The 13,740-nt window shown below is 69.9% G+C and carries 10 protein-coding genes and 1 pseudogene; 7 read left to right on the top strand and 4 right to left on the bottom strand.

Annotated elements, in window-relative coordinates; genetic code table 11:
• Positions 1 to 123: 123 nt before the first annotated feature.
• Complete coding sequence (gene argC, locus ACWD3C_RS22550) at positions 124 to 1,152, bottom strand: N-acetyl-gamma-glutamyl-phosphate reductase (RefSeq protein ID WP_451146567.1); 1,029 nt, start codon at positions 1,150 to 1,152, stop codon at positions 124 to 126.
• A 233-nt stretch (positions 1,153 to 1,385) separates the two neighbouring features.
• Here argC and ACWD3C_RS22545 point away from each other — a divergent pair, with 233 nt between their 5' ends.
• From ACWD3C_RS22545 to ACWD3C_RS22520, 6 genes and pseudogenes are all read left to right on the top strand, one after another.
• Positions 1,386 to 2,228 (top strand): TnsA-like heteromeric transposase endonuclease subunit, encoded by an 843-nt coding sequence (locus ACWD3C_RS22545; RefSeq protein ID WP_451146565.1) that lies wholly within the window; start codon positions 1,386 to 1,388, stop codon positions 2,226 to 2,228.
• Positions 2,228 to 4,264, top strand: a complete 2,037-nt coding sequence (locus ACWD3C_RS22540; protein WP_451146563.1) for a transposase — start codon at positions 2,228 to 2,230, stop codon at positions 4,262 to 4,264. Before ACWD3C_RS22545 ends, ACWD3C_RS22540 begins: the two co-directional genes overlap by 1 nt.
• A complete protein-coding gene (locus ACWD3C_RS22535) occupies positions 4,261 to 5,499 on the top strand; it encodes a TniB family NTP-binding protein (RefSeq protein ID WP_451146561.1) in 1,239 nt (412 codons plus the stop codon). Before ACWD3C_RS22540 ends, ACWD3C_RS22535 begins: the two co-directional genes overlap by 4 nt.
• A 13-nt stretch (positions 5,500 to 5,512) precedes the next feature.
• On the top strand, positions 5,513 to 7,366 hold the full coding sequence (locus tag ACWD3C_RS22530) for a TniQ family protein (RefSeq protein ID WP_451146559.1): 1,854 nt from the start codon (positions 5,513 to 5,515) through the stop codon (positions 7,364 to 7,366).
• A gap of 91 nt (positions 7,367 to 7,457) precedes the next feature.
• On the top strand, positions 7,458 to 7,973 hold the full coding sequence (locus ACWD3C_RS22525; RefSeq protein ID WP_451146557.1) for a putative immunity protein: 516 nt from the start codon (positions 7,458 to 7,460) through the stop codon (positions 7,971 to 7,973).
• A gap of 368 nt (positions 7,974 to 8,341) precedes the next feature.
• A pseudogene (locus tag ACWD3C_RS22520) lies at positions 8,342 to 8,725 on the top strand (TetR/AcrR family transcriptional regulator); the annotation flags it as partial.
• Between the two features lie 346 nt (positions 8,726 to 9,071).
• On the opposite strand, the gene ACWD3C_RS22515 reads toward ACWD3C_RS22520, so the two are convergent.
• On the bottom strand, positions 9,072 to 11,549 hold the full coding sequence (locus tag ACWD3C_RS22515; RefSeq protein WP_451146555.1) for an alpha-L-arabinofuranosidase C-terminal domain-containing protein: 2,478 nt from the start codon (positions 11,547 to 11,549) through the stop codon (positions 9,072 to 9,074).
• A gap of 173 nt (positions 11,550 to 11,722) precedes the next feature.
• Between ACWD3C_RS22515 and ACWD3C_RS22510 the strand changes: the two genes are divergently transcribed.
• Entirely contained in the window at positions 11,723 to 12,169 is a 447-nt protein-coding gene (locus ACWD3C_RS22510; protein ID WP_451146553.1) for a DUF6314 family protein, read from the top strand.
• A gap of 170 nt (positions 12,170 to 12,339) precedes the next feature.
• Here ACWD3C_RS22510 and ACWD3C_RS22505 read toward each other — a convergent pair whose 3' ends face one another.
• Together ACWD3C_RS22505 and ACWD3C_RS22500 are read right to left on the bottom strand one after the other, a co-directional pair.
• Positions 12,340 to 12,924, bottom strand: a complete 585-nt coding sequence (locus tag ACWD3C_RS22505) for a histidine phosphatase family protein (RefSeq protein ID WP_451146551.1) — start codon at positions 12,922 to 12,924, stop codon at positions 12,340 to 12,342.
• 222 nt (positions 12,925 to 13,146) lie between these two features.
• Positions 13,147 to 13,584, bottom strand: a complete 438-nt coding sequence (locus ACWD3C_RS22500; protein WP_451146549.1) for a GNAT family N-acetyltransferase — start codon at positions 13,582 to 13,584, stop codon at positions 13,147 to 13,149.
• Positions 13,585 to 13,740 lie beyond the last annotated feature (156 nt).

The following is a 13,740-nucleotide window of genomic DNA, read 5'->3' as shown; positions in this document are numbered from 1 at the left end:
CGCGGTAGCGGCTGATGTCACTGCCGCCCGTGCAGCGCAGAGGTGCGGCTTTCTCCCCCAGTGCCTTAAGGGCCTGGGAGGTACCCCCAGTTGTCTGCGGCCGAGTGGCTGCACGTGCGTCGCTCACGGTGCGACTCCGATCGTGGAAAGCCCGGTGGTCTCGTCGAGCCCGAGGGCGAGGTTCATGCTCTGGACGGCACCGCCCGCGGTGCCCTTGGTCAGGTTGTCGATGGCGCTGATCGCGATGATGCGCCGCGCGGCCTCGTCGTACGCGACCTGCACCGATACGGCGTTGGAACCGTGGACGAACGCCGTGGCGGGCCACTGCCCCTCGGGGAGGAGGTGGACGAACGGTTCGTCGGCGAATGCCTTGTCGTACGCGGCACGGACGGAGTCGGCGGTGACGCCGGGCTTGGCCTTGGCGGAGCACGTGGCGAGGATGCCGCGGGGCATCGGCGCGAGGGTCGGCGTAAAGGAGACGCTGACGGACTCACCGGCGGCCGCGCTGAGGTTCTGGATCATCTCCGGGGTGTGCCGGTGGCCGCCACCGACGCCGTACGGGGACATCGAGCCCATGACCTCGCTGCCCAGCAGGTGCGGCTTGGGCGCCTTGCCCGCGCCGGACGTGCCGGACGCGGCGACGATCACGGCCTCGGCCTCGGCCAGCCCGGCCGCGTACGCCGGGAAGAGGGCCAGGGAGGCGGCCGTCGGGTAGCAACCGGGTACCGCGATGCGCCTGGACCCCTCCAGCGCGGCGCGGGCACCCGGCAGTTCGGGGAGGCCGTAGGGCCAGGTCCCGGCGTGCGCGGAGCCGTAGAACCTCTCCCAGTCGGCGGCGTCCTTCAGCCGGAAGTCGGCGCCCATGTCGACCACGAGCACGTCCGGCCCGAGCTGCTCGGCGACGGCGGCGGACTGCCCGTGCGGCAGCGCGAGGAAGACGACATCGTGCCCGGCGAGCACCTCGGCGGTGGTCGGCTCCAGCACCCGGTCGGCCAACGGCAGCAGGTGCGGCTGCAGCGCGCCGAGGCGCTGGCCCGCGTTGGAGTTGCCGGTCAGGGCACCGATCTCGACCTCGGGGTGCACGAGAAGCAGACGCAGCAGTTCCCCGCCCGCGTAACCACTCGCTCCCGCAACCGCTGCACGTACCGCCATGAAATCCTCCTCCTGGATGGCATGACTATACGTTTCGATGCACGTTTATGCAATCCTGGAGCAGGGTGGTCGTGCCGGGAGCTGTGACTGAGTTCTTGAGCTGGCCCGTGAGCGCTTGAGTTGGCCTTGGTGAGCGTCAGGGGTGGCCCGCAGGGTAGCGGTCGCTGGTCTCACCTGCGCAGTTTTCGTGGGAAGTGGTACGCGCGGGCCTTCGGGCGGGTTGTTCTGGGGGCATGGAGGTAACAGTCCGTACGCCGCCGGTCGAGGCGGGGCCTGTGTGGTCGCATGACTGCACCCTCGATGATCTCGTCGTGCCGTACGCCCTCGCTCCGGATGCGGCCGACAGGCTGGAGACGGGGCGCGGGTGGGCGCGTCGGTGGACAACGGTGTGGAAGGCGTCCCGGGCGAAGGTGGTCTGCCCGGTTCAGGGCCTGGCGGGCTTTCCCGCGCTCGCTTCGGCGCCGGTGCGTGGTTTCACCTGGCGGGCCGGTCAGCGGCACCGGCCGGGGCTGAAGTTCGTGCTGACCACGGGCCGGATGCACGGATTCGAGAGCTTGGAAGAGCGACGCCTGCTGCTGGCCCTGGACTTCACGGACGGTGTGAGCGAGGTGTTGTCCCAGCCGTTCACGCTGAAGTTCACCACCGTCGGCGGTGCCGAGGAGCACACCCCGGATTTCCTCGTGCTGCTGCCCGGGACGGCGTTGCTGATCGACGTGAGACCGGGGCGTTTGGTCAAGGACAAGGACCTCGTGAAGTTCGCCGCGGCCGAGCGGGCGGCGGCAGCAGCCGGCTGGCGCTACCTGGTCGTGGCCGGCTGGCGCCGTCACGTGACCACTGGGCTGGACTCGTTGTCCGCCCGGCGCCGGCCGATGGCCGACCGGCTCGGACTGCACGATGAGCTGCTGGAACTGTGCTCCGAACGTCCGTGGCAGTTCGCCGAGTTGGCGGGTGCCACGTCGCTGCCTGCTGTCGCTCGCGCGCATGTCGTGCATCTTCTCTGGCACCGGCGTCTGGCGATGGATCTTGCCCAGCCGTTGGGCGACGCCGCGTGGATCTATCCGGTGGGGAGGTCGTGATGGGTGAGGGACGTCAGCGGACCGGGGTTGAGGATCTTCAGGATCACGACCTGACCAGGGCGCGGATCAGGGAGGCACACCTGCTGGAGGTCCAGACCGGCTACCGCAGCGGCAGCCGGCATTGGGCACGGCCGGGAGAGCCCCGGCCTGAGTACGACCCGGCGCACACCACGCTGACCGAGCGGCGCCGGGCGAAGGCGGCCGAGCTGAAGGGTCTGGACCGCCAGGAAGCCAGACACCTGGGGCTGGAGTGGTTCAGCGAACGCTCGCTGAAGCGCATGGCGGCCCAGTACGCCGAACACGGGCTGATCGGCCTGGCGGACGGGCGGTGGACACCGCCGCTGCGCGGGCGGCGGGCGGTCACCGAAGAGGTCGCCGAGGCGATCCGGGCTGTTCACGCCGAGTGTCTGCACCGCTCGAAGGTGAGCATGAAGACCAAGGAGCGGATGATCCATCAGTACGTGACCGAGAAGTTCGGCGCTGAGGTGCACGTTCCGCACTACACCACGCTGATGAAGGTGTGGAAGGAGTGGTTCGACAGCGGCCGCGCGCGACAGCGTTATGTCCGCTCCGCCGCGGCGGTGGAGACGGGGAAGGCGAAGGTCGTGATCACCCGCCCGGGGCAGGTCGTCGCGCTGGACACCACGCCGCTGCCGGTGAAGGTCCTCGACGACGTGTTCGGCACCCCGATCACCGCCCACCTCACTCTCGCTCTGGATGCCTACTCGCATTCCCTGGTCGCGTTCCGCCTCACGCCGGTGTCGGAGTCGTCGGTGGAGGTGGCGATGCTGTTGCGGGATGTGCTGCGGCCGCTGCCGATGCGGCCGGACTGGGGCGAGGAGATGGAGTGGCCTTACCCCGGTGTCCCGGCCGCGCTGGTCGCCGAGTTCGCCGGGCACGAGGTGGCGGGCCTGCCGTTCTTCGCCCCGGAGACGGTGACCAGTGATCACGGCAGCGTCTACAAGAACCATCACATCGTCTCCGTCGCCCGCCGGTTGGGGATCGATCTGCTGCCGGCCCGCGCGATGCGGCCGACCGACAAGGCAGCCTGCGAGCGCGCGTTCGCGGGAGTCCAGTCGCTGCTGCTGGAACTGCTGCTCGGCTACCGGGGCGTCGATGTCGCCGATCGGGGCACCGATCCGGAAGGCGACGCGGTCTGGACGCTCTCGCAGATGGAACATCTGCTGGCGACATGGATCATCTCGGTGTGGCAAAACCGCAGGCTGGAGCAGTATGCGCCCGCCTGGGACCCGGGCGGGCGGCACAGCCCGAACACGCTGTTCGCCGCCGCGGCGGCCCGCGACGGAATCAGCCTGGAGATGCCCGAGCCGGAGCTGTACTACGAGTTGCTGCCCGCTCACTTCGGGAAGATCGACCGCAGGCGCGGGGTGAAGATCGGCGGACTTTGGTACGGCGGCACCGACCCGGTGCTCGACAACTACCGCGGCCAGCGCTCGAACCGCAGCGGCCAGCACGCGGGCAAGTGGGTGGTGCGTCGTGATCCGCGGGACTGCCGACAGGTCTTTTTCGAGGACCCTGCGCAGCCCGGATGCTGGCATGCCTTGGACTGGAACGGCCTGCCGCCCGGGGACGATGTCCCGGCCTTCAGCGACACACGCGTACACGAAGTCCTCGCCGAGGCGGCCCGCGCCGGGCTCAAGCCTCAAGGCGACCGTGAACTGCTGCCGGTGCTGCTGAAACTCCTGGCCGCGCGGACACCAGTGACCGAGTGGCCCACTCAGCTGACGGCCCCGCAGGAGACCGAACGGGCCCGCGAGCTGGCCAGGGCCCACGCGGCCGCCATGGACCGGCCGCCTGTTCCGCTTGCAGCGCTTCCCGAGCCGGCCCGGCCGACAGAGCTTGCAGCCTCCACGCGCCGGGCCGTGACCACGGACAGGCAGCGCAGGCGTGAGGCGGCCGTCTCCTCGCGTCCGCCGACGCCGCCACCCCTGCTCGGCGAGGCCCTGCGGGAGCGCAACTTCTTCCTGGTGCCCGGCGACCAGGACGACGACCCACCGATCCCGGGGCCCGCATGAGCAGGCCGGCGCCGCTTCTCACACCCGGCTCGCCGCCCATGCGGGACACGGTCGCGGGCTGGCGGCAGTGGGTGGCAACCCGGAACGACTTCGTTCCCGCACCGCAGCTGAACCTGACCCAGTGGCGTCTGCTGAGTCCGAAGGACAAATCGCTGCACGACCTGCACCGCGCGGTCACTCACGCCAACCTGCCACTGCTGCAGACCCCGATGAGCCTGGCCGTCACCAAGCTGCTGCGCGGACGGGTCACGAGCAACGCGGCGAAGCGGAAGCCGACCACTCTGTCCGGTGTGATGATCAGCGGCGGCGGCTACCAGGGCAAGACTGAGACGGCCTGCGAGTGCCTGGCAGCCTTCGAGGAGGGCTGGCTCCAGCTGCACCGCCACCTCAACCCCGAAGCCGTCCCCGGCACCCGTGACCTGCACGTCCCCGTCGCCTACGTGCAGACGCCAGTGACCGCGAAACCCAAGAGTCTCTGCAAGGCGATCCTCAACTTCTACGGCGCCCCGCTGAGTTCGCGGATGGACCTGCCGGACCTGATCCGCCAGGTCGCCCTGTCCCTGCACGAAAACGGCACAAAGGCCCTGTTGCTGGATGACATTACGAGGCTTCGCATGCACCGCGCCGATGACCAGGACACCCTCGACCTGATCCGCGCCTTCATGAACATGCACGTCACCCTCGTCCTGGTCGGCGTCGACATCCCGCGCTCCGGCCTGCTACGGGAAGGCCGCCACGACCCAGGCAGCGGCCAGGTCCTGTTCCCTCCCTCCCGACACGCGGTGAACGGCGCGGAGCCGACGCAGACCGAGCGGCGCTTCGACCTGGTGGAACTCGACCGCTTCCACTACGACACCGACGAGGAGATCACGGCCTGGACCGACCATCTCGCCGGCGTCGAGTCCCAGCTCCGCCTCATGAAAGCCGAGCCGGGCATGCTCACCTCAGGCGTCATGCCCGAGTACCTCTTCGAGCGCACTGACGGCGTGGTCGGCCTGCTGGAGCGTCTCCTGGAGGACGGCTGCCGGGAAGCCATCGACTCGGGCACCGAGTGCCTGACCGAACCGCTGTTGAACGGCATCGCGATCACCCCCGGTCCTCCGGGGCGTGACCGCGCCGCCGGGGAGATCCCCGACATTCCCGAGCCGAAGCGTCCTGCGAAGAAGACCGGCGGCAGGCGTCCCCGCAACACCGTCCTTGACGACCAGGGCCCCGGCGCGGCCACTGGAAGCTGAAGGCCGCCGACGCATGCCGCCTCCTCTTCCGCGAAGTCTCGACCCTCTGCCCGGTGAGGGCCTGCCCGGATACCTGCTGCGACTCGCTCACCGGCTCGACCTCTCGCCCGCCGATCTGGCCCGACGCACCGGACTGCTGCCCACCGGCTGGCACAGCCTCTTCCACCTTCGCCACCACTTGCTCATCGATCCGGCCCCGGACGACCTCGCCGCCTTCGCCGACGCGACCCGACTGACCCGCGAGGAAGCGGACGCGCTCACGCTCCGCGGGCTGCGCGATCACTACCCGCCCCTGGCCCGCAGTTTGGAGCGAGCCCCCGACACCGGACGCCGTCGCATCGACGGCTGGCTGTTCACCGGCTTCCCCCGCTTTTGCCCGAAGTGCCTGGCCGGGGACGGCTCGTCCATCCAGCAGACCCATGGCGGCCCGTGGAAGAAGGAATGGAACCTAGCGGTCGTCTTCGCCTGCCCCGAGCACGAATGCTTCCTGCAGCACCAGTGCCCCACCTGCCATCGCCCCGACCAACGTCTCGCCGGCGGCCCCCTGGTGATCCGGCCCGGAGCCCGTCACCTGCACCCCGCCCAGTGCCGCTTCCCTGCCCCCGATTCCGGACGCGGCATGCACGGCAGAGCCTGCGGCGCCCGGATCGAGCTCGCCGAAAACCCCATCCGGCTCGGCCGCAACCTCCTCGATGTCCAGCGCGACATCCTGAACGAACTCGACCCGAACCTGTCTCCGGTCCGCACCGCCGAGAGCTTGACTGACCTGCGGCTGGTCACGGGTTTCATCGCGGCCTCCTGGCCTCAGCCCCGGCACCTGCTCGACTCCCACCTCGTCGACACCGTGAACGCGTACTTCCAGGCGAACAAGGAGCATCATCCGGGCAAGCTCCGCGGCCACCACGTGAACTCTCTGGACAAGGCCCCGCCGGACGCCGTGGTCTTCGGCGCGCTGATCGGCATCGCCGACAAGCTGCTGTTCGCCGACAACGTCCAGCAGCGGATCACCGGCCTGTTCGACGCCGCTTTCCACACCCGCGAAAGCCGCACCTCCTGGGCACGGTTCTTCGCACATCACGAACACACTTGCTCCACCCGGCTCCGGGAGATCATGCGATCCCTGATCAGCGCATATCCCGGAATCATCGGCCGGGGCATTGCCACGTTCCGCGGCTCGGGCATGGGCTTCGCGCCGCACCAGATCCCCGCGTTCCTGGAGCAGGACTGGTACGAGCGCTTCATCCGGCCTACCAAGTTCCCCGTCGACGAGCGACGCGTCCGCCGCACCGCGGCCGCCCACCTCGTCTGCCGGTCCGCCCAGTGCACCCTCCGCGAAGCCGCACTCATTCTGGGCATCCCTCCAGGCTCGGTCCGCGACGATGTCAACGACGACGCCTTCTGGAAGGGAGCCAAGGACGCCCCGATCGACTTTCGCTTCGCCGTGGTCGGGCTGGGCACGCATCTACGCGATGTCGCCGATCAGCTTCCCGACTACAAGCGGCGCCGCGACATCCTGAGCGACTGGGTACTCCCCGAGGAGACGTGGAGAGAGCTGACCGCCCGCCTCCCCGAGATCCCTGGTCCCGTGCTCGACGACCGGAAACGCCAGATCGCCTCCATCTTCATCTGGACGCGCATCACCGCCGGGGAGCACCTCTTCGCTCCCCGGCCCCTCGAACAGGTCCAGCCCGAGCAGATCCGCCAGGCATGGGCAGCGCGCCGCCCCACCACCTGGCACCAACTCGCCGGCCGCCGCGACCCGGGTCCGCACTACGCCGCCCTGCGCCAGCTCCTCACCGAGTACGCAGACAAACTGGCCAAGGAGATCGATGCTGGGGACCCGCTCGCCAACGGCGCGGTTACATAAGATGCATCGCCCTTTGCCAGAAGCTGCGTCAGCCGGTCGTGGGTGCGCGCTCTCGGGCGTGGAGCGGATACCAGCAGAAGGAGTACCAGTCATGATCCTCCCGAAGGTCCGGGACCCTCGTTTCGTGACGATCCGCCGCGGCGGGACCCTCACCGACACGGATCACCATCTCCTCGCCCTGTGGGCGGCATCGTGCGCGGAGCACGTCCTGGACCTCTTCGAGTCGGTTCGGCCCGAGGATCCACGACCGCGTCAAGCGATCGAGCATGCCCGCGCCTGGGTGCGCGGCGAGGTCAAGATGATGCAAGCTCGCGCGGCGGGAGGCCATGCGATGGGCGCTGCCCGAGACCTACGTGGCGCAGCACGGCATGCCGCATACGCCGCCGGCCAGGCCGGGGTCGTCGCACACGTCGCCGCCCACGAGCTGGGTGCGGCTGCCTATGCGATCAAGGCTGCACGTGCTGCCGCGCAGGAAGACGAGGGCGAAGCAGCTGGGCGACTTGAGTGCCAGTGGCAGCGTGACCAGCTCCCGGAAGCGATCCGCGAGCTCGTACTTGACGATCAGCAATTGCGGAACGACATCTGCTGGTCGGTGTTCGACTGCTGAGCGTGAGCCGGGGCGCCAGCTACCCCGGCACCTTCCGCTACAGTAATACCTCTTCACCGGCGGCTTCGAGCGCACAGCGGAGGACCTCCAAGACCCCGTGCGCTGATCCGCGGGCCACCCCCGACGCTCACCCGGGCCAACTCAAGCGCTCACGGGCCAGCTCAAGAACTCAGTCTCAGGAGCTGTGACGCCGGCGGGCCCTGGCGGCTTGCTGGGGTGTCCGTTTCGAGCGGGCGGCGCCGGTGCGTCAGTTCCGCCGACCCAAGGGTGGAGCAGCCGTTTCGGCTGCATCGGCACGACGGCCACCGCAGGCCGGTCGTACCGGGCCAGGCCCGGCCTTTGCGACGAGGTCCGGCGACATCGCACAGCACGTCGCCGACTTCGACGCCTTCCTCGCGGAGCTGGTGCGGGACCGCATCGCCCGGATCGACGACCAGGCCGCCGCCCTGCGCGACTCCACCGGCACCGTCGCCGACAACCTCACCGGCGCGCCGATGGACCTGTTCGGGTCGGTCGCCATGGCGATCGTCGGCCTCGTCATCGCCCGGGACGGACTGCGCGCCCGGCCGCGCGCCACGACACCGACCGGGGTCCCTCTCCTGACGGAGACCACGGCCATGGTCGCCTCCGGCCTCACCGCCGAGCGCGAGGGGGGCCGTATCGCGGCGGACGCCGACGTCGGCACACTCGCGCCCACGCTGACCGGGGCGGCCCATCCGCTGTTCGCCGACTGCGGGCGGCCCGGGAGCTGAACTCCGGGGCCGGTTCGCCGATCAACCGGTACAACTCGGTGACGGCGGCCTCGGCCCTGGACCGGTCGGCCGGGCCGCGAGGCCGTACGTGAGCCGGTCCTCGCTCAGCAGCCGCGCCAGAGCGACGCGGTCGTGCGAGGAGTCAGGCTGCGGGAAGGTTCTGCGCGGGGTACGCGCGCCACGGGAGGTTCCCCCTCGGGGAGGTGTCACGGGGCTCACCGGAGGACTTCGAGGTCCGCCTTTCGTATCATCATGCTCAGGAGCCTGACGCCAACGGCCGTGACCCGCAAGGAACTTACCGTGCGGGCGGCCCGGACGCGCTTCAGCTCCCGGGCCGCCCACCGAGTCACTGCTGCTTGATCCTCAGGAACGTGACCGAGTTCGCCGGGAACGTGTACGTGAACTTCTCGGCAACCCCTTCGAAGGTGGACGTCACCGGAGCGACCGGTGTCTCCGTCTCCGTGTTCACCGCGTCGGGCGCGGCCGTGAGGGTGGTCACCCGGGCCTTCGAGGCGACCTTCGCGCCGCCGAGGTCGAGGGCCGTACGGGCGTCCGCGGACTGGGCGTTGACGACCTTGACGATCAGGTCACCGGTCTCGGCGTCCTTGGTCACGACCTGGCGGAAGGGCTCCGCCGGCTTGTCGTCGGTGAAGCTGCCCCACTCCTGGCCGTCGAGGTAGAGGGTCACCTGGCGGCCGCGCACCTTGATGTCGATGTCGTACGCGCGATCCGTCTCGATCGACCCGGCCTTGGAGATCAGCGTCGACTTGCCGCCGCCCACGGCCTGTTCGACGGCGGAGAGGGTGTTGTTCCAGCCGCCGAGGTTCCACCAGTAGTAGTTGCCGGTGTCCTTGACGCCGAAGGCGACGAGGAAGCCCTCCCTGCCGGACTTCTTGGTGGCCTTCACATGCAGGTCGTAGTCGCGCCAAGAGGTGTCACCGGCCGAGACCATGGTGTTCTCGGCGGCCACGTCGGTCTGCACGTACTGCCCGTCCTGGATGGTCCAGCTGCCGCCGCCCGTGTGGGTCCACTGCGAGGCGTCACCGCTGAAGTCGTCGGCGAGCAGGGTCGTGCCGTCCGCACTCGTGACCTCGACGTCGTCGTACGCGGCGGTCGTCGCCCAGGTCGACAGGCCGACGGCGCCGGTGATGGGGCCGCTGACCGAGGGCGTGCTCGTGGCCGTGCTGGGCACGACCCGGTCCCCGACGTTGGTCATGAAGAGCTTCTGCATCTCGTAGTTGGCCGAGCCCCACGAGGCGTGGTTGTTGAACCAGATCATGTCCGGCCGCCACTGCACGTAGTCCTCGTTGGCGAGGAGCGGCGCGTACGAAGCGAGCTTGACGATGTCCGCGTTGCGCTCCAGGCCGGTCATGAACGCGGCTTCGGTGAGGGCGTTGTTGAAGGTGTTGCCCTGGGAGGCGTACTCGCCGAGGAAGACCTCGGGGCCGTTCCTGTCGTAGGAGTCGTAGCGGTCGTTGTTCTGCAGGAACCACTGCGGGCTGTTGTAGTAGTGCTCGTCGACCATGTCGACGTTCGTCTCGCGGTTCAGCCTCCACAGGGTGTCGAAGGTCGAACCGGTGTCGTCCGGGCCGGAGTTGGAGATGACGGTGATGCCGGGGTACTCGGCCTCGATGGCGGCGCGGAACCGCTGGAAGCGGGCGAAGAACTCGTTCGGCAGGTTCTCCTCGTTGCCGACCGCGAGGTGAGTGAGGCCGAAGGGCTTCGGGTGGCCCATCTGCGCGCGCTTGCGGCCCCACTCGCTCGTCACCGGCCCGTTGGCGAACTCGATGAGGTCGAGGGTGTCCTGGATGTGCCGATTCAGCAGCGCTTCGTCGTCGGTGGCCCGGTTCTGGCCGCAGCCGGTGACTAGGGCGGGCACCACGGGCAGCGGCATCGCGCCCACGTCCTCGGAGAACTGGAAGTACTCGTAGTAGCCGAGGCCGTAACTCTGGTTGTAGCCCCAGAAGTTGGCGTTGGTCGCGCGCTGCTCGACCGGACCGATGGTGTCCTTCCACTGGTACGAGCGCCGGCGTTCCCAGCCGGAGGCCTCGCTGTAGTCCTCCATGCTGCCGGTGTTGACCAGGCAGCCGCCGGGGAAGCGCACGAACCCGGGCTTCAGGGCGGCGATCTTCTCGGCGAGGTCCTTGCGCAGGCCGTGGCCCTTGTAGGTGTCCCGGGGCAGCAGGGAGATCATGTCGAGCGCCACGGGGTTGTCGGTGGCGACGGTGAGCCGGCCGACGGTGGTGTCCCGGCTCGCGGTGAACCGCGCCCGGTACTTGGCCCAGCCACCGCGTACGGCGACCCGGCGGGCCCGCACGAGCTCGCCCTCAGCGTCCTGGACCGTCACGGTGAGGGTGGCCGGTGCGTCGTCGGCCCGGGCCCACACGGAGAAGTCGTACGCCTTGCCCTGCTCCACCCTGATCCCGGTGTTGTAGCCGGAGTTGGTGACGGACGAGTCGGCGTCGAGGGCGAGGTAGGTGCGGTTGCGCTCGTGGAGGCGGCCCTCGTCGTTCACGGTCCGCGCGGTGCCGGTGACCGACCAGGAGGTGAGCGGCGTGTAGGAGCCGTTGTCGGCGGTGCTGTACTCGAAGGAACGGTTCTGGACGAGCTCGGCGTAGAGCCCGCCGTCCGCCGCGCGGTTGATGTCCTCGAAAAAGACGCCGTACATCGTGTCGTCGATCGCCGCGCCCTGGGCGGTCGGGTCGACGGTGATCGCGTAGTCGGTGACGTCCTCGGCGTTCGCGGGTGCCGGCAGGGCGGTCGAGGCCACCAGGAGCGCGGTGGCGGTGAGACCGATTCTCCAGCGGGTGCGGGTGCGTGACATGGATACTCCGCGGCTCTTGAAGGAGGTTGTTCAAGGGAGTCGTTCAGGGAACTGCTCAAGGAGGTTGTTCGAAATATCGGACATTGATCAGCACTTCGAACGGCAAGATAGGGAGGGGGCCGGAGTGCGTCAATGGGTCGCGCAGCAACGGATGGGACGAAAGGCGGGGCGGAATGGGCGAGTTCTGGCCAGTCGCCGACGCACCGACGTATCTCGCCGGGAGGTGGCACGTGGAACGGTCCGTGCGGGATCTGGCGAGCGGGGCAGAGGGCCACTTCACGGGAACGACGGTTTTCGGCCCGTACGGCGGCGATGGACTGCTCCACCACGAGTCGGGCACTTTCACGTGGGAGGGCGCCGCCCGTCCCGCCGAGCGGACCCTGCGCTTCCGCCCCGGCGACAAGCCCGGCACGGCCGCCGTCCACTTCTCCGACGGGCGCCCCTTCCACGACCTCGACCTGACCACCGGCCACTGGATCGCGGACCATCCCTGCGCCGCGGACCTCTACCGGGGCGAGTTCACGACGTACGACGAGGACCACTGGCGCACGGTGTGGCGGGTGCGCGGCCCGGCGAAGGACCAGGTACTGGTCACCGACTACACGCGTCTGCCGGGCTAAGCGCTCCGCCGGCTGTGTCGATGTGCGGCTCCGCCGCGGGGCCGCGATGTGCCGTCGATCGTCTGCGGCGCCGTCGTGGCTGGCCGCGCCCCGCGGCGGAGCCGCACATGTACACAGCCCCGCGCCCCTTCAGGGCGCTGCCGAACCGCAGCGGACTTCGCCCGACCCGCTCAGACCCGCTGCGGCGCCCCGTCCAGACGCAGGTTCCAGCGGCCGGCGTGGCCCGCGACGGTGGCCGTAGACAGGGGGCGGACGTCGATGTTCCAGTACGTCGACGGCGGGGCCTTGAGCGCGTAGACGAGGGCGGCCCGGACGACCGAGGGTTCGGCGACGGCGACGATACGGCCACCGTCGTCGGCGGGGCGGGTGTCGAGCCAGCCGCCGACGCGGGTGATGAACTCGATCAGCGACTCCCCGCCGTGCGGATGGGACCGCGGGTCGCCGAGCCAGGCGTCCACGGCCGAGGGCTCGCGGGCCATCGCCTCGCCGAGCGTGAAGCCGCGCCAGCGGCCCATGTCGCAGTCCCGCAGGGCGGGCTGGGCCAGCGGCGCGTAGCCGAGGGCGTCACCGGTGGCACGGCTGCGCGGCGTGGGCGAGCAGTAGCGCAGTTCGGCCGCCGCCAACGGCACCAGCGCATGGGCGGCACGCTGCACCTCGTCCCAGCCCGCCTGGTCCAGCGGCCGGTCGTCCTCGAAGCGCTCCGCGAGCAGCGAGGAGCAGCGCGCGGCGGCGACGAACGTGACCCGAAGATGCATGCGGCGATGGTGGAACGAGAGACTCCGCAGGTCAAGGGGCGTTGCTCAGGAGTTACCGAACATGCCGGCCCCTTTACCGACGCCCGCCCGACGGCCCGGGGCCTGTCCTGCGGATCACGCCCGGGCCGCGGCTTCGCTCGGCTCGCGCGGGGGCACCCCATGACCCGCTCACCGGCGCTTCCAGGGCACCGAGGCCGAAGCCGGACAGGCCCTCGCGCCACCTCACTCGAAGGCGAGCACCATCCACTGGTCCGGCTTGTCGAGCGCCGTGAAGCCGACCTTCTCGTACACGGCGTGCGCGTCGTGCGTGGCGAGCAGCATGCGCCGCAGCCCGTACGGCAGCAGGTGCTCGCGCACGGCGCCGACCAGCGCGGTGCCGATCCCCTTCCCCCGCACCGCCCGGTCGACGTACACGTCGCAGAGCCACGCGAAGGTCGCCCGGTCGGTCACGACACGCGCGTACGCCGCCTGCTCGCCCGACGCCCTGTCGTACACACCGAAGTTGAGCGAACCGGCCATGGCGCGCTCCAGCTTCTCGCGGGGCCGGCCGAGGGCCCAGTACGCGTCCGTGGAGAGCCAGCGGTGAACGCGGTCGATGTCGACACGGGCGGCGTCGGTGGAGAACTCGTAGCCCTCGGCGAGGCTCAACAGGTCGGTCATGGCGGAAGGCTGGCAGGTCAGGGGTGCCGGCGTCGAGCGATTTCCCCGCCCGGCGGAGCCCCCGGTCCGGCGCCCTCTCGGCTGAGCGGGTCGGGCGAAGTCCGCTGCGGTTCGGCAGCGCCCTGAAGGGGCGCGGGGCTGTGTACATGTGCGGCT

The sequence above is a fragment of the Streptomyces sp. NPDC002845 genome, assembly GCF_053591955.1.
Note: the sequence above shows the minus strand (reverse complement) of the source record. Positions and strands in the feature narration are given on the sequence as shown.

Bases quoted from the DNA above. Each gene is read 5' to 3' on its own strand.
- ACWD3C_RS22505 (WP_451146551.1), bottom strand. From the start codon at position 12,924: ATGCATCTTCGGGTCACGTTCGTCGCCGCCGCGCGCTGCTCCTCGCTG.
- ACWD3C_RS22515 (WP_451146555.1), bottom strand. From the start codon at position 11,549: ATGTCACGCACCCGCACCCGCTGGAGAATCGGTCTCACCGCCACCGCG.
- ACWD3C_RS22510 (WP_451146553.1), top strand. From the start codon at position 11,723: ATGGGCGAGTTCTGGCCAGTCGCCGACGCACCGACGTATCTCGCCGGG.
- argC (WP_451146567.1), bottom strand. From the start codon at position 1,152: ATGGCGGTACGTGCAGCGGTTGCGGGAGCGAGTGGTTACGCGGGCGGG.
- ACWD3C_RS22545 (WP_451146565.1), top strand. From the start codon at position 1,386: ATGGAGGTAACAGTCCGTACGCCGCCGGTCGAGGCGGGGCCTGTGTGG.
- ACWD3C_RS22525 (WP_451146557.1), top strand. From the start codon at position 7,458: ATGATCCTCCCGAAGGTCCGGGACCCTCGTTTCGTGACGATCCGCCGC.
- ACWD3C_RS22500 (WP_451146549.1), bottom strand. From the start codon at position 13,584: ATGACCGACCTGTTGAGCCTCGCCGAGGGCTACGAGTTCTCCACCGAC.
- ACWD3C_RS22530 (WP_451146559.1), top strand. From the start codon at position 5,513: ATGCCGCCTCCTCTTCCGCGAAGTCTCGACCCTCTGCCCGGTGAGGGC.
- ACWD3C_RS22540 (WP_451146563.1), top strand. From the start codon at position 2,228: ATGGGTGAGGGACGTCAGCGGACCGGGGTTGAGGATCTTCAGGATCAC.
- ACWD3C_RS22535 (WP_451146561.1), top strand. From the start codon at position 4,261: ATGAGCAGGCCGGCGCCGCTTCTCACACCCGGCTCGCCGCCCATGCGG.